Annotated in this window: 12 protein-coding genes; 3 read left to right on the forward strand and 9 right to left on the reverse strand. The window is 68.8% G+C overall.

Translation table 11 applies throughout. From position 1 onward, the window contains the following. The first annotated feature begins 433 nt into the window (after positions 1-433). Complete coding sequence (locus tag J2X41_RS02980; protein WP_310079527.1) at positions 434-3,070, forward strand: glycoside hydrolase family 2 TIM barrel-domain containing protein; 2,637 nt, start codon at positions 434-436, stop codon at positions 3,068-3,070. 33 nt (positions 3,071-3,103) lie between these two features. Here J2X41_RS02980 and J2X41_RS02985 read toward each other — a convergent pair whose 3' ends face one another. The 8 genes from J2X41_RS02985 to J2X41_RS03020 form a co-directional block, all read right to left on the reverse strand. Further along, positions 3,104-3,697, reverse strand: coding sequence for a TetR/AcrR family transcriptional regulator (locus J2X41_RS02985; RefSeq protein ID WP_310079848.1), 594 nt, complete (start codon positions 3,695-3,697; stop codon positions 3,104-3,106). 103 nt (positions 3,698-3,800) lie between these two features. After that, a complete protein-coding gene (locus J2X41_RS02990; RefSeq protein ID WP_310079528.1) occupies positions 3,801-6,929 on the reverse strand; it encodes an efflux RND transporter permease subunit in 3,129 nt (1,042 codons plus the stop codon). Further along, entirely contained in the window at positions 6,926-8,032 is a 1,107-nt protein-coding gene (locus tag J2X41_RS02995) for an efflux RND transporter periplasmic adaptor subunit (protein ID WP_310079529.1), read from the reverse strand. The genes J2X41_RS02990 and J2X41_RS02995 overlap by 4 nt, the downstream gene beginning before the upstream one ends. Next, the gene (locus tag J2X41_RS03000; RefSeq protein ID WP_310079530.1) at positions 8,029-9,468 is read right to left on the reverse strand and encodes a TolC family protein; all 1,440 of its coding nucleotides are present in this window, start codon (positions 9,466-9,468) and stop codon (positions 8,029-8,031) included. Before J2X41_RS03000 ends, J2X41_RS02995 begins: the two co-directional genes overlap by 4 nt. 141 nt (positions 9,469-9,609) lie before the next feature. Then, positions 9,610-12,090, reverse strand: coding sequence for a glycoside hydrolase family 2 TIM barrel-domain containing protein (locus J2X41_RS03005; RefSeq protein WP_310079531.1), 2,481 nt, complete (start codon positions 12,088-12,090; stop codon positions 9,610-9,612). Then, the gene (locus tag J2X41_RS03010) at positions 12,087-12,398 is read right to left on the reverse strand and encodes a hypothetical protein (protein WP_310079532.1); all 312 of its coding nucleotides are present in this window, start codon (positions 12,396-12,398) and stop codon (positions 12,087-12,089) included. Before J2X41_RS03010 ends, J2X41_RS03005 begins: the two co-directional genes overlap by 4 nt. An 84-nt stretch (positions 12,399-12,482) precedes the next feature. Beyond that, positions 12,483-14,969 carry a TonB-dependent receptor gene (locus J2X41_RS03015; protein ID WP_310079533.1) on the reverse strand — a complete coding sequence of 829 codons (2,487 nt, stop codon included), beginning with the start codon at positions 14,967-14,969 and terminating at the stop codon, positions 12,483-12,485. A 659-nt stretch (positions 14,970-15,628) separates the two neighbouring features. Beyond that, positions 15,629-15,982 carry a hypothetical protein gene (locus J2X41_RS03020; protein WP_310079534.1) on the reverse strand — a complete coding sequence of 118 codons (354 nt, stop codon included), beginning with the start codon at positions 15,980-15,982 and terminating at the stop codon, positions 15,629-15,631. A 225-nt stretch (positions 15,983-16,207) separates the two neighbouring features. Between J2X41_RS03020 and J2X41_RS03025 the strand changes: the two genes are divergently transcribed. Then, positions 16,208-16,891: a TetR/AcrR family transcriptional regulator gene (locus J2X41_RS03025; protein ID WP_310079535.1), complete on the forward strand. Its 684-nt coding sequence runs from the start codon at positions 16,208-16,210 to the stop codon at positions 16,889-16,891. A gap of 184 nt (positions 16,892-17,075) precedes the next feature. After that, the gene (locus J2X41_RS03030) at positions 17,076-17,765 is read left to right on the forward strand and encodes a TetR/AcrR family transcriptional regulator (RefSeq protein WP_310079536.1); all 690 of its coding nucleotides are present in this window, start codon (positions 17,076-17,078) and stop codon (positions 17,763-17,765) included. A 5-nt stretch (positions 17,766-17,770) separates the two neighbouring features. Here J2X41_RS03030 and J2X41_RS03035 read toward each other — a convergent pair whose 3' ends face one another. Continuing rightward, entirely contained in the window at positions 17,771-19,309 is a 1,539-nt protein-coding gene (locus J2X41_RS03035) for a GH39 family glycosyl hydrolase (protein WP_310079537.1), read from the reverse strand. Positions 19,310-19,621 lie beyond the last annotated feature (312 nt).

The raw sequence follows: 19,621 nt of genomic DNA on the forward strand, positions 1-19,621 counted from the left end.
TTGGCCCCATGATGCCCCGTTCAGGGACTAAGACAATCCTAAATCGAACGATGTCGATCAATTATGGATCAGCGTTTGCCCGTCTCCGATGATCGGCACGGCGCACGGCCGCTCACGTCGCCTCGAACGGGGTGAAGTCGCCGTCGACATTTCTCGTTATTCATTCGCGAACTAGCGAAAACTACGGATCTTCAATGCGGCTTTCATGGGCTCTCGGTCGGGCATGCGCGCTATTCATAATCCCGACGCGGCGACCAAACGGACGCGCCTGGACGCCAAGATCCGCGACCCTGAGACCGATGCGACCGCACCAGAACCCGCCTATCGCCGCAAAGTCGGGCAAAATAGACCTAAACCGTTCGATTATTGACTCGACGACGACGCCGCTGATACTTGGACGGGAAAAGCCATAAGAACCGGGGTGGAACACGTCATGACGATCAAGCTGGCCGCGACCGCCTTCGCCCTGGCCCTGGCCTCCACCAGCAGTCTGGCGTCCGCGGCCGAACGGCTGACCGTCCCGCTGACCGACGGCTGGCGCTTCACCCAGGACGACGCCCTGTCCGGGGCCGAGGCGCCCAGCTTCGACGACAAGGCCTGGGCCGCCGTCAGCGTGCCCCACACCTGGAACCGCTCCGGCTACTACCTATCGGACGGCCCTCATCTGCACACCCCGGCCACGATCAACGCCAAGCAGGGCGTGGGCTGGTATCGGCTGGCCTTCACCGCGCCGGCCGCGATCAAGGACAAGGCCGCCTGGCTGCAGTTCGACGCCGCCAGCCGCAAGGCCTCGGTCTGGCTCAACGGCGTCCACCTGGGCGACCACGCCGGCGGCTTCTCGCGCTTCCGCCTTGACGCCAGCCAGGCGATCCGGCCGGGTCAGCCGAACCTGCTGGTCGTCAGGGTGGACGCGAGCCGGCCGGTCGCCGGCGGCCCCACCGCCGACATCCTGCCCTTGGGCGGCGACTTCTTCGTCCATGGCGGGCTCTATCGCGCGGTCAACCTGGTCGTCACCGACAAGGCCCATTTCGACATGCTCGATTTCGGCGGCCCCGGCGTCTACGCCCGGACCACTGCGATCGGCGACGGCAAGGCCACGGTGGCCGTGCGCTCCAAGCTCCGCAACGACGCCAAGCGCAACGCCAAGCTGACGCTGACCACCCAGCTGGTCGACGCCTCCGGCGCCGTCGCCGTCCAGGTCGTCACCCCTGTCGCACTGGCCGCGGGCAAGTCGGTCGAGGTCCCGCAGGAGCTGGCCCTGGCCGACGCCCACCTATGGCAGGGCGTGAAGGACCCTTACCTCTACCGGCTGAAGTCGGTGATCAAGGACACGCGCGGCCAGGTCGTCGACAGCCAGGACCAGGGCTTCGGCGTCCGGCAGATCCGCATCGATCCCGAGAAGGGCCTGATCCTAAACGGCCAGCCGCTGCGCCTACATGGCGTGGGTTATCACCAGGACCGCGAGGGCAAGGGCTGGGCGGTCAGCGCGGCCGATACCGCCCAGGACATGGCTATCATCCGCGAGATGGGCGCCAACACGATCCGCTTGACCCATTACCAGCACGGGACGGCTATCCACGAGCTGGCCGACCAGTACGGCCTGATCCTGTGGGACGAGATCCCGTTCGTCAGCGTCATGACCCTGGCCGCCGACCAGGTCGAGCCGACGCCGGGCCTGGTCGCCGACGCTCGGCAACAGTTGCAGGAACTGGTCCGCCAGAACTACAACCACGCCTCCGTGGGCGTCTGGGGCATCGCCAACGAGGTCGACCTGCGCGGCACGCCGCCGTCGTTCATGGGCGCGGCCAAGATCGTCCAGCGCGACCCCACCCCCCTGCTCAAGGACCTGCAGGCCCTGGCCAAGGCCGAAGATCCTGACAGGGCCACGACCCAGGCCACCTGCTGCGAAGGCCTGCAGCCGAACGCGCCCGAGGTGGCCGCCATCACCGACACCAGCGGCGCCAACCGCTATTTCGGCTGGTACTACACGCCCTCGGAGCTGCTGGGCCCGGCCCTCGACGCCCTGCGCAAGAAGCGTCCGGACAAGCCGCTGTCGGTCAGCGAGTACGGCGCCGGCGGCGCGATCAGCCAGCACACCGACGATCCGCTGGGCGGCCCGTTCGACTCGTTCGGCCGCATCCAGCCCGAGGAATACCAGGCCTTCGTGCACGAGAAGAACTGGGCGATCCTGGACTCCAAGCCCTACCTCTGGGCAACCTGGCTGTGGAACAGCTTCGACTTCGCCACGGGCGACCGCCACGAAGGCGACGGCGAGAGCATCAACACCAAGGGCCTGGTGACCTACGACCGCCAGGTCAAGAAGGACGCCTTCTACTTCTATAAGGCCAACTGGAGCGCCGAGCCGTCGGTGCATATCACCGGCCGCCGCTATGTCGACCGCGCCTATCCGGTGACCGATGTGCGCGTCTACAGCAACGCCCTATCCACGGATCTGATGGTCAACGGCAAGTCCCTGGGCGCGCTGGCCGACTGCCCGCAAAGGATCTGCGTCTGGAAGAGCGTTCGCCTCGCGCCAGGCGACAACGCCCTAGTCGCCCAGGGCCGGTTCAAGGAAGGCTCCACCGAAGACCGCCTGACTTGGCGCCTGGCGCCCGACGGCAAGGATCGCTTCACGATCGACAGCGGCGCCCTGTTGGTCCCGGCTGGCCTCGGCGTCCGCATGGGCTCGGACGCGTTCTTCGCCGGCGGGACGGCCAAGGCCATGACGGGCCAGGGCGGCGGCGAGCCGGGGGCAGCGCCGTGGCCCGTCACGCGCACCTATCGTGAAGGCGACTTCCGCTACCAGATCCCCGCCGCGCCGGGCCGCTATACCGTCACCCTGACCTTCGTCGAACCGACCTACGCCAAGGGCGAACGCGTGTTCGACGTGCTGGTCAACGACAAGGTCGTGTTGGCCGATTTCGACATCGCCAGCGCGGCCAAGGGCGAGCGCGCCACCGTCGTGCGCAGCGTCCCCGTCGAGGCGACCGACGCGGGCCTGACGATCACCTTCAAGGGCAAGACCGGCAAGGCCATCATCTCGTCCATCGACGTCGCGCCTCGCCCCTGAACGGGCGCGGGGCGATGGTCTCCAGCGCGCCGCCTAGGCGAAGAGCCGTCGGAGCGTCATCTGGACAAGGCGCGTCAATATCGTGCGATCAGCCTGCGGATGGTTGATCGAGCGCACCGCCAGCCCGTCGAACAGCACGTGGACGATCTCGCAGCGCGCTCGAAAGTCGCCGGCGGCGTCGCCGGGCCGCCTCAATGCGTTCATCAGCTCCTCGAAGGCCGCTCGCCCTTGCCGGTCCACGGCGCGCAGGATCTCGGCGACGCGAGGATTGCGCGCGGCCTCGGCGGCGAGCTCGGTCCTGAGCGCGACCCGGCGGGGATCGAAGCACCGGTCGATCGACTGGGGGACCAGGGCGCAGATTTCGTCGAGCAAACCGACAGGGCCGCCGTCCAGCGCGTCGAGCATCGCTCGCATCTCCGCCAGATCGTCGGTGGCGATCTGAGCGATCAGCGCCTCCTTGCTCTCGAAGATCCGATAGACCTGCCCCACCCCGAGTTCCGCGCGCTCGGCGATCTCGGCCATGGCCGCACCGTGAATGCCCGACAGGGCGATGCAGTCGCGGGCCGCCTCGACGATCCGCTCGCGTCGGTCGTCCAACCCCATCGATCGCCGGGACCGCCGGATCATGAGCACAGTCTCCCGGAGCCTTGCCCGCACCCCGCGAAGGACACCGGGCGTCCGATGGCCACCGCCATGCTCACAACCCTCGCGATCGCTCCACCGACGACGACTACGCCTTGGCCTCGCCATCCTTGAGCGGGACCCCAGGCGTCACGACGCGTGGGGTGACCAGCTTCGCCAGGCGCGGCCGCAGCCATTGCTCGAAGTCGTCGACGAACTCGTAGACCACCGGCACCAGGACGAGCGACAGCAGGGTCGAAGTGATCAGCCCGCCGATCACCGCCACGGCCATCGGCTGGCGGAACTCCGCGCCATGCTCCAGCGCCAGGGCGGTCGGCAGCATGCCGGCGGCCATGGCCACGGTGGTCATGACGATCGGCCGCGCCCGCTCGCGGCACGCTTCGATCAGGGCGTCGCGCTGCCGCATGCCGCCACGCTCCAGCTCGATGGCGTACTCGACCAGCAGGATCGAGTTCTTGGCCGCCAGGCCCAGCAGCATCAGGAAGCCGATCAGCGACGGGATCGACAGCGCCTGGTGGAAGGCCAGCAGGCCCAGGAACGCCCCGCCCACCGCCAGCGGCAGGGCCGACAGGATGACGATCGGCTTGAAGAACGAGCCGAACAGCAGGACCAGCACGCCATAGATCATCGTCACCCCGGCGAAGATCGCCAGGCCGAAGCCGCCGAACAGCTCGGCCATCGCCTTGGCGTCGCCGATCGAACTGGCCCGCACGCTGGCGGGCATGGCCTTAAAGACCGGCAGGCCGTGCACGGCCTTGGTTGCAGAGCCCAGGGTCGCGCCCTGGGTCAGTTCGGCCTCGACGGTCATCTGGCGCTGGCGATCCAGACGGTCGATGCGGGCCGGACCCGCCTGGAAGCTGACATCGGCGACCGCCTCCAGCCGGGTCGTCTCGCCGCTGGCGGTCTTCAGGCGTAGCCCGCGGACGCGGTCGAGGTCGGCGCGGGCGTCGGCCGGCAGGCGCACGCGGATCGGGATCCGGCGCTCCTTGTCGTTCAGCTTGGCGACGTTGGCGTCGATGTCGCCGCTGGTGGCGACGCGGGCGGCCAGGGCGATGGCATCCACCGAGACGCCTAGGCGGGCGGCCTCGTCGGCGCGCGGGCGGATGACGATCTCCGGGCCGACCGGCGGCGCCGACGGATGCGGGTCGGCCAGCTCGGGCAGGTCGCGCATCTGGCGTTGCAGCTCGAGCGCGGCGGCGGTCAGCGCGTCGGGGTCGTCGCCGGTCAGAATCTGCTGGAACCCCGCCTGGCCGTCGGCCTTCAGGAAGCCGATCCGCACGTCCGGAATGGCCATGATGGCGGCGCGATAGCGTTCGCGCAGGGCTTGGCCCTTCACCTTGCGGTCAGCCTTCAGCAGCACGGTGACCGAGCCGCTGCGCAGGTCCGCGCCGCCGCCGCCCCGGAACGGGTCGCCCGAGGTCGAGCCGACCGTGGCGAACACGCCGTCCACGGCGGGCTCCTTGGCGAAGACCGTGTCAATGCGCGAGACCGCCTGGTCCATCTGCTCGAGGGTCGCCCCAGGCGCGCCCTGAATCTTCAGGTTCAGATAGTCGGGGTCGCCTTCAGGCGTGAACGCGGTCGGCAGCAGGGGCAGCAGGGCCAGCGAGCCGATGAACAGCATCCCGCCGATGGCGCAGGCCAGCATCCTGTGGTCGAGGCTCCAGTTCAGGACCTTCAGATAGGTCTTGGGCAACGGGGCCGGTTCGTGGGTCTTGGTCCGCGGCTTGAGCAGGTAGGCGGCCATCAGCGGCGTCAGCAGGCGGGCCACGACCAGCGAGAACAGCACCGCCACCGAGATGGTCAGGCCGAACTCCTTGAAGAACTGGCCGGCGATGCCCGGCATGAAGCTAACGGGGGCAAACACCACCACGATGGCGAAGGTGGTGGCGACCACGGCAAGGCCGATGGCGTCGGCGCCTTCCATGGCCGCGTCATAGGGCTGGTAGCCGGCGACGACCCGCTTTTCGATGTTCTCGATCTCGACGATGGCGTCGTCGACCAGGATGCCGATGACCAGGGTCAGGGCCAGCAGGGTCACGACGTTGAGCGAGAAGCCCAGGAACGCCATGGCCGCGAAGGTCGGGATCAGCGAGATCGGCATGGCCGCCGCCGTGATCAGGGTGGCGCGCCAGTCCTTCAGGAAGAAGAAGACCACGACCGCCGCCAGCGCCATGCCTTCCAGCAGCACGCCGCGCGTGGCCTCGAAGCTGGTGCGCGTCTCGTCGACGGTCGCCGAAATCCGCGTGAAGTGGATCTCCGGCCTGGCCTTCTCCAGCGCCGCCAGCGCCTTGACCACCCGGTCGTCGACGGCCACGTCGCTAGCCTCCCGGGTCTTCATCACCTGGAAGCCGACCACGGGGCGACCGTTCAGCCGGGCGAAGCCCCGCGCCTCGGCCGAGCCGTCGCCGACCTCGGCGATGTCGGCCAGGCGGACATAGCCGCCGCCGCTGGTGGGGATGGTCAGGTCGCGCAGTTTGTCCGTCGTCTCCACCTGGCCCAGGATGCGGATGGCCTGCTCGCGACCGCCGATCTCGACGCGGCCGCCGCCGGCGTTCAGCTGGAAGCCGGCTAGGGCGCTGTTGACGTCGGCGGCCGTCAGCCCCCGCGCGGTCAGCTTGTCCGGATCGACCAGGACGTTGATCTCGCGATTGACCCCGCCGACCCGGGTGACCTGGGCCACACCCTTCTCGGCCTGCAGGGCGCGGGCGATGGTGTCGTCGACGAACCACGACAGCTGAGCGTCCGACAACCCGTCGACTGAGACCGCGTAGGTCATGATCGGGGCGCTGTCGATCTCGACCCGCTGGACCGTGGGGGCGTCGATGTCGCGCGGCAGCTGGGCGCGGACCTGCTCGATCTTGGTCCGGACCTCGTCGGTCTTCTTCTGCAGGTCCTCGCCCATCTGGAAGGTGATGTTGGTGGTCGAGGCGCCCTGGGTCACCACCGACTGAACGTTCTCGACGTTCGAGACGCCGGCGACGGCGTCCTCGACCTGACGGGTTATCTGGGTCTCGATCTCGCCGGGCGAGGCGCCGTTCTGGGTGACGGTCACCGACACCATCGGCAGCTGGACATTGGGGTACTGCTTGATCGGCAGTTGCAGATAGCTGAGCACGCCGGCCAGCAGCAGGGCCAGGAACAGCACCGTCACCGGGATCGGGTTACGGATGGCCCAGGCGGAGATCTTCAGGCCGCCGCCCGTGGTCGGCGCGATCATCGGCCCGCCCCCGTCAGGCTCGCCACCGGACGCACTTTGTCGCCGTCGACCAGCAAGGCCGCGGCGTTCTCGACGATCCGCGCGCCGACGGACGGCCCGGCGGTCAGCCGGACCCAGCCGGCCCCGCGATCCCCGGTCTTGACGGGCGCGCGCCGCACGCGGTCGCCGGCCTCGACGACCATGACGCTGGCCCCGCCGGCGTCGTAGCGCACCGCGCTCTCGGGGACCGAAAGGCCCTGGTCCGCCGCGTCGCCGAACAAGGCGCGGCCAAAGCCGCCCGCCCGAATGTCCGGACGGACCGGCAAGGTCAGGCGCACATAGCCCAGCTTGGACTTCGGATCGATCTGCGGGCTGATCAGGCGCACGCGGCCCGTCGCGGTCGCGCCGCTGGGCAGGGTGACGCTGGCCGACTGGCCGACGCGGATCCGCGCCAGTTCCGCTTCGGCCAACTGGGCTTGAAGCTCGATCTGGCCGTCACGCGCCAGGCGGAACCAGGCGGCCTGGCCGGCCGAGGCCGCATCACCCGGGCGCACACCGCGCTCCAGGACCACGCCGCCGACCGGCGCGGTCACCGCCAGCTTGTCGCGGCGGACTTGCAGGTCGCGCAGCGCCGCCTTCTGGGCCTGGACCGTCGCCAGGGCGGCCTTGGCCTGGAAGCGCCGCTGGTTAATCTGCTCCTGGGCCAGGTCGCCCGAGCCGTCGAGGCCGTTGGTGCGGTTGGCCTGGTCCGCAGCCTGGGCGGCTTGAGCCTCGGCCTGGGCGACCACGGCGGCCTGCTGGGCGATCTGGGCTTCGATCAGGGCCGGGTCCAGGCGGGCCAGCACCTGTCCCGCCCGAACCGTGTCGCCGACATCGGCCAGGACGGCGGTGACCCGATAGCCGCTGACCTCGGGCGTGACGGCGGCTTCCTCGCGCGGCGTCAGGTCGCCCGTGGCGGTCAGGCTGCCGGCGACGGCGCGCGGCGCCAGGGTGATCACCGATACCGAACGCAGCTCGGCCGCGTGCGGCGCGGCCGGGGGTCCGCCCCGATGGCATCCGGTCAAGACCGGAGCGACGGCGGCGACGAGCACGGTCGCCGCCAGGAGCTTCTTGCAAGAGGTCATTTCGAGCTCGCGACAGACGAATAGCGATCGACGGGCCAGCCGCCGCCAAGGGCCTGATAGGCCTGCACCGCCCGCCGAACGGCCTGCACCTGAGCCGAGGTCAGCTGGGTGCGCGTCGTCCGCCAGGCCTGCTCGGCCGACAGGGTGGATTGAAGATCGGTGAGGCCGCGCCCGTAGTTGGCGCGCGCGGCGCGATAGGCCCGCGCGGCGCGGGCCTCGCCGTCGGTCAGGAGGGCGACCTGGCTGCGGTCGGCGTCGAGGCCCACCAGTGCGGCCTCGGAGTCCTTGAAGGCCTGGCGCAGCGTCCGCTCGTAGGCGATGGCCGCCTGGGCGGCTTGGGCCTTCTGAACACCCGCCTGCGACAACAGCCTGGGCATGTCGAACAACGGCTGGCTCAGGGCTAGGCCGAGGCTGGTGGTGGTGGTCGCGCCGCCGGTCGAGGGGCGCGAATAGCCGAGGCCGGGAATGAAGCTGACCGTCGGCAACAGCGCCAGGCGGGCCAGGTTGGCGCGGCCGGACGCGGCGGCCAGCCGTGCCTGCGCCTCGCGCACGTCGGGGCGGCGGGCCAGCAGGTCGCCGGGCACCAGGGCGGGCGGAGCCGGCGCGACCCCGACATCGGCGGCGATGGCGATCGAGGCGGTGGGGTCGACAACCCGGCCGACCAGGATCAGCAGCGCCCGCTTCTGGGCCTGCAGCTGCGCCTCCAGCGACGCCACCCGGGCGTTGGACTGCGAGAGGTCTCCGGCCACCCGGTCGGCGTCGGCTACGGCCGACAGGCCCGCCCGCGCCCGCCGCTCGGTCATGTCGTAGAGCTCTTTCTGGACCCGGGCGCTCTCGTGCGCGTCCTGCAGCTGGATGGCCAGGCCGCGGGCCTGGAAGTAGCTGTCGGCGACCTCGGCCGCCACCGAGGCGCGGGTCCCTTCATAGGCGAACCGGGCGGCGGCGAAGTCGGCCTTGGCGGTCCGGCTGGCGGTGGGCAGCCGCCCGAACAGGTCGACCTGCCAGCTGACGTCGAAATCGCCCGTGGTGATGCGCAGGTCCGTGGCGGCGCCGCCCGTCTTGGTGCGCTGCTTCAGGTACGAGGCGCTGGGATCGCCTTGCGGCAGAAAGCTGGTCAGGGCGCCGGACTTGGTGGCCCGCGCCTCCGCCAGGCGGGCGGCGGCGTCCCGCGCGTCCAGGCCGGTCGCCAGCGCCTCGTCGACCAACTGGTCCAGCAGCGGGTCGCCGAACCGGGTCCACCAGCGATCCAACGAGGCCGGCGCCGCGGCGTCAGCCGAGGGGCCTTCGTAGGCGACCGGCAGCCTCAGGTCGGGCTTGGGCGGCGCGGCGCATCCGGCCAGCGCCAGGCCCGCCATCAGCGCCACGGCGAAGCGGGCGTCCGGACGCCGCGACGAAGCGCGCCGCTTCGTGCCGCCGATCAATGGCGCGCTGTCCATGGTTCCCTCCCGACCGTTCCGCGTGACCGTAATTGAACGGTACCGTTCATTTATCTGATCGTCGAGCGGGCCGGTATTGTCAAGCCTCGGTTTTCGCGATGCAGGGGGCGCCGTCGGCAGGCCGAAAACAAAAACGCCTCGTCAAGCCAGCCGAACCGTCGCCGTTCCGGTTTCGACGCCTTCGCCGCGTGCTTCGACACGCACCTCGCCACGACCGCCCTTGGCCCGCAGGATGGCCAGCGCCCGGCCGCGATAGGTCAGGGCCTGGTTCGATTGCAGCGAACCGACGGCCAGGGGATTGGCGCTACCGAAGGCGAGCAGGTCCGCGGGGCCGGTGACCTCCAGCGAAACCTTGATCCCGGCGTCCGGCGTGAGGCGGCCGGTCGCGTCCAGCACATCGACCACGAGGTAGCTGAGACTATGCCGTCCGCTGCCCGCCTGCTCGCGTTCGGCGCGGATCCGCAGTTTCGCCGGCGCCGCGACGGTCTCCAGGCGCTGGCGGCCGATCTCGACGCCCTGGCGCCAGGCGATCGCCTCCAGGACGCCCGGCGCGTAGGGAACCGCGAACTCCGCGCGCATCTTGTCGCCCGCGCTCAACGCCCTTATCCCCACCTGGACGCCGTCCAAGCGCAGCTCGACCCGGTCGCCGGACGTGTAGACACGCACGGCCAGCGGCTGCCCCTCGGCCCCGGGCCAGGTCCAGCTTCGCAGCTCGTCCGACCAGCCCCACTGGCTGACGACCTCGACCTGGCCGACAGGCACGGGACGTTGCACGGCCAGCTCGAGCCCGCTCACGCCCCAGACCACGTCGCGATAATAGGATTGCGGCTTCTGGTCGCCGATCAGGTCGATGTCGCCGCAGTTGGCGACCACCCACGGATACGGCTGGAGGAACGGCAGCTGCGGTGGTTTCGCGCCGTTCGCCGGCGCCGCGCGATGCACGGCCGCGCCGATGCCCGCCTCGCCCAGATAGTCCATGGCCGTCCAGACGAACTCGCCGATCATGTACGGCGCGCGTTCCCCCAGCGCCCAATAGTCGAAGGCGTTGGCCGGATAGGTCTCCGAGGCATAGAGCACCCGCTCCGGATAGCGCGCGTGATCCGGTTCGATGTCGGCGAGCTTGTAGTTATAGCCCGGCACGTCGAGGAAGATCATCGACGCTTCTCGCGGTTTCGTGCCGCCGCCCACGGTGACCGGCCGGCCGCTGAAGGAATGGATCGCCGCCGTGACCGGACGCGTCGGGTCCAGGCGACGCACCTCGTCGGCCAGGCTCCAGGCGTCGCGAAGCCCTTCGCGCGACGCGCGATCGGGAATCTCGTTGCCGATGCTCCACATGATGACGCTAGGACTGTTGCGCGCGCTGAGCACCGTGGCCGCCAGATCGCGACGCCAATGCTCCGCGAAGAACTGGGCGTAGTCGTCCTTGGTCTTGTGCATGCGCCAGACGTCGAAGGCTTCTTCGATCAGCAGCATGCCGTGCCGCTCGCAAGCCTCGCGGAAGGTTCGCGCGCAGGGGTAGTGGGTGCTGCGGATGGCGTTGTAGCCCCGCGCCTTGAGCCGCAGGATGCGGCGCTCGTCCGCGTCGGCGAACGCCGCCGCGCCTAGCAGGCCGTTGTCGTGGTGCAGGCAGCCGCCGCGGACCTTCACCGTCTCGCCGTTGATGGTCATGCCGCGGTCGGCGCTGAAGGCGACGATCCGGACGCCGAAGGGCTGACTCAGCCGGTCGACGACGCGACCGCCGCGCAGCAGTTGGGTTTCCAAGGCATAGAGGTCGGGATGGGTCGGCGCCCAGAGCCGGGGCTTGGCCAGGCGCAGCACCTGCTTGACCTGGCCCCGGGCGGTGGCGTGCGCCTTGGCCTCCACCACGCCGGCAGCCGAGCGCAAGGTAGTGCGCAGCGTCAGGCCCGGCTCCGGATTGTCGATCGTGGTCGTCACGTCGATCACCGCGCCGGCCGCCGTGATCCGCCGGGTCCAGGCCGCGACGCCCCAAAGGGCGATCCGGGCGGGATCGGCGAAGACATTCAGGGTGACGGACCGGTAGATGCCAGACCCGGCATAGAAACGGGCGTTCTCTCCGAGGTTTCGGACACGGACGGCGATGACGTTGTCGCCGATCGGGTCAAGGTGCGGCGTCAGGTCGTAGGCGAACGGCGCGTAGCCATGCACCCGCGACCCCAGGAGATGGCCATTCAGCCAGACGTCGCTGAGGGCGTACACCCCGTCGAAAACGATCTCGGCGCGGGCGGCGTCGGGCGCCAGACGGAAGCGCTTACGATACCAGCCCTCGCCCCCCAGGGTGAACCCGGTGTTGGCTCCTCCCTCGTTTTTGGCGTCGAAGGGGCCGACGCGGTTTGGCGGCGACGGGTTCGGCAGGTCCTCGACGCTCCAGTCGTGCGGGAGATCGACGCTGCGCCACCCGGAGTCGTCCAGCCCCGCGGACTCCCAGGCCGGGCCCGAACCGCGCGAGAACCGCCATCCGAGATCGAAATCCTGGTCCCGTCCGGGGCCGAAGCCGGATCCGATCGCCAGCGCTTCGGCCGCCGGCAGCAGCGCCGAAAGCGCCGCGCCCGACATCAACAGCAGCGCCTCGCGCCTGTGGAGGTGCGCACGCAACGGGGTCATAGGCCGGGCCACGCGTCTGTCGGGAGCGTCCGGAACTCGGCGTCGATGCGCTCGAGCGCGCCGGGCTTCACGACGCCCGCGAAGAACGAGAACGACGCCATTTCTCGCAACGTCACATTGGTCAAGGTCGCGTAGAGGCGCGGCGCGCGCGCCATCTTGCCAAAGCCGGGAACCTCCCGCTCGACGACGGCGAGCAGGGCGTCGGAGCGCAGCAGATCCGCGACGCTGATGGCGTCGACGCCGAATTCGGTCTGCGCCAGGCGAGGCTCGACATAGCCATCCGTGCGAGAATAGAGCGGCGCGTCCACGATCCCTCCTAGGAATTCCACGACCGGCGCTGAAGGGCTGGATCTGGTTGGCGCGAGACCGGCGTGAACCGGTCCCGCTGGCGTCTAGCGCGCGCCGAAGGCGTAGCGCAGCGACACGCCGATCTCGCGCGGCGGCGTATAGCTGGTCCAGCGATAGCCGCTGTCGCCGAAGAACGAGGTCACCGCGCCGGCCGGGGTCGTGTAGTCCACGTCGCGGCTGGTCTCGACGCCCGTCTTGGTCAGGTTGCGGGCGAAGATATTGATGTCCCAGGCGCCGTCCGGCGAGCGCACGCCGGCGAAGACGTTCAGCAGGCCGTAGTCCGGAACCGTGTAGCCGGCGTTGCGGCGCTTGTTCTCCGGATAGTAGCTGAGCAGGCCCCGGACATAGGCTTCCACCCCGCCGACCGGGCGCCAGTACTCGCTTTGCAGCGTCCCGCTCCATAGCGGGTCACGCGATACCGACACGTTGGACTTGCAGGTCGCCACGTGGAGGTTGCGCGAGCGGAAGTCGCTGAGGGTGGGCGTGCCCTTGTCCGGAACGCCGTCGAAGTTGCTGTCGCGGCAGGGCACGATGTCGTTGTCGACCTTGCCGTCGGCGTAGCTGATCCCGCCGCTGATGCTCCAGTTCGGGATGACCTGGAAGGTGCCGTCGAAGTCGAAGCCCTTGACGATCGAGTCGGCGCCCACATTGAAGGTCGAGTTCTGCACCTGGGTGGTCGCGCCGTTGGCGGCGACATAGGGAATGGAGGTCAGCTGGAACAGCAGGCCGTCGTACTTCTGGTAGAAGGCGGCCAGGTTCAGGCGAAGGCGACGGTCCAGCCAGTTGGTCTTGATCCCCGTCTCGAACGACTTGGACTTTTCGTCGGGCAGGAAGATCAGGCTGGCCAGGACTGGGTCGTTCTCGGCGTTGCCCAGGGCGAAGTTGTTAGCGCCGCGCCGCCATGAGGTGGCGAAGGTGCCGTAGGACAGCACCTGGTCCGAGAAGCGGTGCGAGATCGACAGGTTGTAGACCGTCGGCTTCTCGGTGTTCTTCTGCGAGCTGTTCTGGACCGGCGTCTTGCCGGCCGCGATCGGGATGTCGCAGAAGCCGCCGCCATAGGTGCTGGCGAAGCCGGCGGCCGAGCACGGGAAGCCGATGGCGCGCGAGATCATGCCGGCGCCCAGGAACACGGTCTGGACGTTGTCGACCTTGGAGACGATATGGCGCACGCCGCCCGAGATCTCGGTCGCCTCGCCCAGGTGCAGGCGCACGTTGGCGAACACGGAGTTCTCGGTCGCGTTGTTGTTGACGGTGATCAGGGTCGGCAGGCTGAAGCGGCTGTCGAGCACGCGAGGGTTGGCCGGGGCGCCGGGCGAGCCGAATGAGCCGGGCAGGAACGAGGCGACCTGGGTCCCGCCGGTCCTGCTCGGCGCCTTCGAATAGAAGTAGCCGACCGTATAGTCGATCAGGCGGTCGCTGCCGACCGACGACAGCCGAATTTCGTGCGTCGTCTGAGAGTTCCTGGTGTTGAGGTTCTGGAAGTAGCTGCGCCCGATCAGCACGTTGCCGTAGTCCAGCGCGCCGACCGTGGTGGCGTCGCCCTTGGTGTAACCGCCGACATAGCTCAGGCGTTGACCCAGCACTTCCCAGTTCAGCTGGGCGCTCAGGAAGTCGTTGTCCGTGTAGTTGAAGCGCGGCGAGTCATCGACGTCCAGGCGCTGCGAGGCGGTGATCGCCGGGCCGTTGTAGCCCGCCGGCGCGGCCGCCGAGACGCCGCCCACGGCGCCATTGCCCTCGATCTGGGTGAACTGGCGCTTGTGGCTGTTCAGCTTCTGATAGCTGAGCGTAGCGTCGAAGGTCTCGGTCGGCGTGAAGTTCACGCTGATCCGGCCGCTTCGGGTGCTCTTCACCGGCAGGAAAGCGCTGTTGAGGCTGGTGACGAAGTCGCCCTTGTTCTCGTCGACGACGCCGGCCAGGCGCACGCCCAGGACGCCGTCGACCAGCGGGATGTTCGCCGCGCCCTGCAGGTTGCGGCCGCCGTGGTCGGTCGCCTGGGCGCTGACATAGCCGCCGTAGTCGTGGGTGTCGGCGCGGCGCGTGGTCAGGGTGATGGCGCCGGACGGCGCGGTGCGGCCGCGCAACGTGCCCTGCGGCCCGCGCAGGACCTCGATGGCTTGGATGTCGTAGACCGCTTGGAAGGCCACAGTGCCGTCGATCGGCACGTCGTTCTGATAGATGTCGACCGTCGGCGAGGCCTGGGTGCTGGCGTCGTAGGAGACGCCGCGGATCGAAGGCGCGGGCGAGCGGCCGGCGGTGACGCTCGACGTGCCGAGACTCAGGCCCGGCACCAGGGCCGCGACGTCCTGGAATTGGGTGATCGCCAGCTTCTTCAGCGAGTCGCCGCTGACCGCCGAGACCGTCGTGGGCACGTTCTGCAGGTTTTCCGCTTGCCGGCGCGCGGTGACGATCACCTCGCCGACCGTCTCCGGTTCGGCGGCGGCCGGTTTGGCGACCGTCTGCGCATGGACCGCGCCGGCGCTCAGGGTCAGAACGCTGACCCCCGCGAGCATCATGATCCGAGTGTTGTTCATTTCACCCTCCCTGTTCCCTAGGCCGGCCCGACGCCCGGCGATCGCCGCGTTCCGATGGACGGCGACCTGCTTTGTTTTTCGAAGACGAGCACGAACGTTCGCGCCCGGGCCAGGTTCGCCCGCGCCCCTTCGGGCAAGGCGAACTCGGCGGTGGGCTGGGCGGCGTTCGCCGTCCACGAAGTGCGGAAGCACCCGTTCGTCTCCATCCACTCGCGCCGACCCTGAAGATCGGTCTTGATCGTTGCCGCCAGCCCGCACTGTTCGGGCTGGCGAGAAACGCGCCCGCAAAGCTTTTTCGCGGGGCGTTCGCGACGCCGTGAAAGCTAGGCCGGCGCCGCTGACTTGCGTTGTAAACTGTCCTGACCAGTGGTCAACCAAAAACAGACGGAACCGTTCAATTAGGTTCTTCGGCCTTATTCGCCGTCGGGGGCGCGCGCCACCGCATCCTGACGAGACCACGCGAAAACGCGGCCGTCAGGGCGACAATTTGACGCTGATGTATGATTGATGGCGATCTGACGCCTCGGCGGCGGGGGAAAGCCGTCGCAGGATGGTCGGCGACGGCCTACCCGCGGATCGCGGCGGCGAGGCCCGCCGTGGCGGGCGCCTCGCGAAGACGCCTCGGCGATGCGATCGCCGAGGCGTCGGTCGGTAGGGTTCTACTTCGCGCCGAGCTTGGCGAAGTCGGCGTCGATGTCGGTGAGCTTCTGGTCGGTGACGGTGTCGGCGGAGTACTGCTGGATGGCCTTCAGCGTCATGCCGCGCGCCATGTTGATCTGCTCGTTGGCGACTAGGTCGGGCAGGTGTTTCTTTACCACCGCCGTCGCGGCGGGGTTGTCCAGGATGTCGCCGACCGTGGTTTCGCTGGTCTTGAACTTGGCGGCCTGGGCGGCGCCTGGCAGGCTGGCGGGATCGGCGCCGGCGGACGCCGGAGCGGTTTGGGCGACCTGGGCCAAAACGGCCGCCGGCGCGACCAGCAGCGCGGCGGCAAGAGCGAGGGAAGCTAGACGCATGGGGGTTCTCGTTGTTGTGGACGTTCCTCGAACGCGATCATGGCGCGGGGGCGTGCAAAGGCAACCATAATTGCACGATACCGGTCGATTTTATCGTGAGATGTTGTACGGTCGCCGCCCGGCGGCCCATCCCAATGAATCGGGTTGCCCCACCCGCGACAATTGTGAGAGCTGGACTCACGGCTCGCGCCGAAAGATTTGGATACCGCCTTGGTTAGAAGGTCCATGACCGCCGCGCCCCCGCAAGACACTGTTGGCCAAGACTCGCAGGAGGGAACGCCGCAAGCGCCGCTCCGCCCAGGCCGCCCGACCACGGCGCGCTCCGAGGCGATCAATCCGGCCATCCTGGCGGCGGCGCGCGAACATTTCCTGGCGGTGGGCTTCGACGCCACGCCCATGGAATCCGTCGCCGCGGCGGCCGGGATCGCCAAGGGCACGCTCTATTCGCGCTACCCCACCAAGGAGGCCCTGCTGCACGCCGTGGTCGCCGACCGGGTGCAAGCCTGGCAGGCCGCGGCCGACGCCCGCAACGGGCCGATGCCGGCGGATCTCAAGCAGCGCCTCAACCATATCGCCCGCTCGATCCTGGAATCGCTGGCCTCCGAGGAGATCCACGCCTTCCAGCGCGTGCTGACCAGCAGCTCGGACGCCGGCGGCGAATTGGCCCGCGCGCTTCATGAAGCCGGACATCGCAGCGCCATCGACCTGCTGACCCGCAGCCTGGTTGAAAGCACCAGCAACTTCCCCGCTCCGCCCCGCGACCCGGCCCGAGTCGCCGAGATGCTGATGGCCATGCTAACGGGCTGGTATGACGCCCATCGGCGCGTCCGCGAGATCAGCCACGAGGAAGCGATGGCCTATGCCGAGCACGCCGTCGACGTGTTGTTCCATGGCCGGATGGCCTGGTAGTCGCGATCTAGACGCTTACGTCGAATTCGTTCGCTTGGTCGCTCTGCCCGCCGACCGAAGCGGTAAAACGGGGAACTGGTCAGGCCAATTCATCCATGCGGATCATCCATGCGGAACACTGAACCCGGGTGACTCCCCTGCCCCGAGCCGCTAGCAAGAGGCTGTGAAACGGAGGCGGGGCGACATGAGCGCGGTTGACGAGGGGGCGCGACCGGACGCGAAGAAGGCGCTGTTCACGGCCCGACGCGGGCGCCCCAGCGCCGCCCAGCTGGCGGCGATCTCGGACACCATCCTCTCAACCGCCCAGGCCTTGTTCCTGTCCCGGGGCTACGCCAACACCTCGATGGAGGCGATCGTCGCCGCTTCGGGCGTGTCGAAGGCCACCCTTTACGCCCGCTACGCCAACAAGCACGAGCTGTTCCAGGCCATCGTCGAGGCGCGGATCCAGGCCTGGCAGGCGGCCGCGGCGGCGGACAGCGCCATCGAGGACGAACACCCCGACGAGGACATCGCGGCCTGGCTGCGCCACCGCGCCGTGTCGATGCTGCGGGCTTTGAAGCAACCGGAGATCCGCGCCTTCGACCACCTGGCCGTGTCCGAGGGGCCGCGCTTTCCGGAGCTGGCGCGCCTGTTCCACGAGATGGGCTACATGCTGAACGTCCGGGCGATCGCCACGCGCTTGTCGCGGGCCGACGGCCAAGCCGCGCCGACCGCACGGACCCTGCTGGCCGCCAAGCTGTTCGCCTCGGGCTTGGTCGGATGGATCCGCCAGGAGTCCGGCGTCGGCGAGGTGACCGATGCGGCGTGCGAAGCGGCGGCCGACATGATGGCGCGCCTGCTGATCGACGGACAATCAGCCTGGCGCGCCGGTTAGGACGGTCAGGCCAGCTCCAACAGGGCCACGCCTTCGGGCGGCAGGTCGATGACCAGCTCGCGCGTGGCGCTCAGCTTCAGCACCTGCGGCGCCGGCAGCTCGGCGGCCGCACGGATCTTGGCCAGCTGTTCGCGCGTGGGATACTGCGGCGAGCCCAGCGCGCGCCAGGCCGGATAGGGCGAGCCGCGCTCCATGTCGACATAGCTGACCTTGACGGCCTGGCCCGGCTTGGCGCCCTTCAGCCGCACGCGATACCGCTTGGCCTCGCCGACCACCTTGCGCACGCTGTTGGCGCCGGGGATGCCGCTGGCCTGCGGCGCGTCGGCCAGGTTCCAGACCATGACGGCGCTGCCGCCGCCCGTCCGCCCCGAGGCCAGGGCGGGCCCCTCGGCCTTCAGGCGGCGCGTCCCCAGTCTGTTGAGCAGCTTGAACGTGTTGAAGGTCGGACGCGCGACGTTGCGGGCCGAGAACAGCCCCCAGGCGTTGTCGCCCTCCTTGAAGATGAAGTTGGGGACCAGCACTTCCTCGAACTTGCTGACCTGCCAGTAGGACATGCCCTTCAGATAGGGCAGGCAGCCCTTGATGATGTGGGCGATCATCGCCGGGCTGTCCGACGACCACTCGCCCAGCCACAGCTCGGCGTTCTTGTAGGCGCTGGCGGCGATCTGGTCGCTGACCTGCTTCATCGCCGCGGCGTAGATCTCATTCTGGGTGTATTTGCCCGCCTGGCCGAACACCTTGACCTGATTGTCGCCGGCATAGAGGTGGGTCGAGACAAAATCGACCGGCAGGCTGTTCTGCGCGCAATAGGCCAGGAACTCGGGGATCCACTGGACTTTCGAGGTGGCCGGGCCGCCGACCTTCAGGGTCGGGTCGACGCTGCGGACCGCCTCGACCGAGGCCTTGTAGAGTTCGAAATACTGCTGCTGGGTCCCGCTCCAGAAGAAGCCCAGGTCGGGCTCGTTCCACACCTCGAAATACCACTGGCGCACCTCGGCCGCGCCGTAGCGGTCGACGAGGTGACGTACGAACAGGGCGACGAACGCCTTCCAGTCGTCCAGCGACGCCGGCGGGGTGATGTTGCCGCGATAGGTGCCGAAATTGGCGGTTCCGCTGGCCAGTTTGCTGGGCATGAAGCTGAGCTCGACGAACGGCTTCATGCCGGTCTCGAGCACCCCGTCATAGACGGTGTCGACGTTCTGGAAGTTGAAGCTCTGGCCCGCGGCGCCGATCGCGCCCTTGGGCCGCACCGCCATCTCGTCGTCGTTGAAGATGCCGTGGAAGCGCACCCGCTTGATGCCCGCTTCCTTGTAGGCGCGCTTGGCGTCCAGGCGCCATTCCTCGCGCATGGTCAGGCCGGCCCTGTCGGAGCCGACGCACTCGGACCAGATGTGCGCCAACGCTCCCTCTTCGGTCGTCAGGTCGACATCCACGGTCTCGATGGGAAGCGGCGGGAGCGGAGCTTTCGCCCAGGCCGCCTCGGACAAGGCGGAGGTAGCGGCCAGGGCGCCGGCCGTGGCGATAAGGTCCCGTCGGTTCATCATGCTTCCTCCACTACCCGGCCGAGACTGCGATCGGCGCGACTGTCGTTGGCGCATCCTCGGCGCTTCTTCGCGCGCTCGATGGAAGGGCCGGGAACCGCCTCGCGATCCCGGCCAGGATCATCAATGGCGGCGCTTTGGCTGGCAAGTTAAATTAAACGATAATGGTCAATTAAATATGCCACCTCGTCGAACGGACTGGCTTCGTCGCTGCGACACGACGCTGCTTTGGGCGCGAACAGCTCGGCGCGCGCCGGATCTGAAGGCGTGTATGCAAAGCTACAGGCGCATATTCCACTCAGATTTCCGAAAGAT

It is taken from the genome of Caulobacter sp. BE254, from assembly GCF_031457295.1.
Classification (GTDB): domain Bacteria; phylum Pseudomonadota; class Alphaproteobacteria; order Caulobacterales; family Caulobacteraceae; genus Caulobacter.

What these genes read in the sequence shown, in the direction of transcription:
- J2X41_RS02985 (WP_310079848.1), bottom strand. Translation starts at nt 3,697, where the DNA reads ATGATCCGGCGGTCCCGGCGATCGATGGGGTTGGACGACCGACGCGAG.
- J2X41_RS02980 (WP_310079527.1), top strand. Translation starts at nt 434, where the DNA reads ATGACGATCAAGCTGGCCGCGACCGCCTTCGCCCTGGCCCTGGCCTCC.
- J2X41_RS03015 (WP_310079533.1), bottom strand. Translation starts at nt 14,969, where the DNA reads ATGAACAACACTCGGATCATGATGCTCGCGGGGGTCAGCGTTCTGACC.
- J2X41_RS02990 (WP_310079528.1), bottom strand. Translation starts at nt 6,929, where the DNA reads ATGATCGCGCCGACCACGGGCGGCGGCCTGAAGATCTCCGCCTGGGCC.
- J2X41_RS03005 (WP_310079531.1), bottom strand. Translation starts at nt 12,090, where the DNA reads ATGACCCCGTTGCGTGCGCACCTCCACAGGCGCGAGGCGCTGCTGTTG.
- J2X41_RS03035 (WP_310079537.1), bottom strand. Translation starts at nt 19,309, where the DNA reads ATGATGAACCGACGGGACCTTATCGCCACGGCCGGCGCCCTGGCCGCT.
- J2X41_RS03020 (WP_310079534.1), bottom strand. Translation starts at nt 15,982, where the DNA reads ATGCGTCTAGCTTCCCTCGCTCTTGCCGCCGCGCTGCTGGTCGCGCCG.
- J2X41_RS03000 (WP_310079530.1), bottom strand. Translation starts at nt 9,468, where the DNA reads ATGGACAGCGCGCCATTGATCGGCGGCACGAAGCGGCGCGCTTCGTCG.
- J2X41_RS03030 (WP_310079536.1), top strand. Translation starts at nt 17,076, where the DNA reads ATGAGCGCGGTTGACGAGGGGGCGCGACCGGACGCGAAGAAGGCGCTG.
- J2X41_RS02995 (WP_310079529.1), bottom strand. Translation starts at nt 8,032, where the DNA reads ATGACCTCTTGCAAGAAGCTCCTGGCGGCGACCGTGCTCGTCGCCGCC.
- J2X41_RS03025 (WP_310079535.1), top strand. Translation starts at nt 16,208, where the DNA reads ATGACCGCCGCGCCCCCGCAAGACACTGTTGGCCAAGACTCGCAGGAG.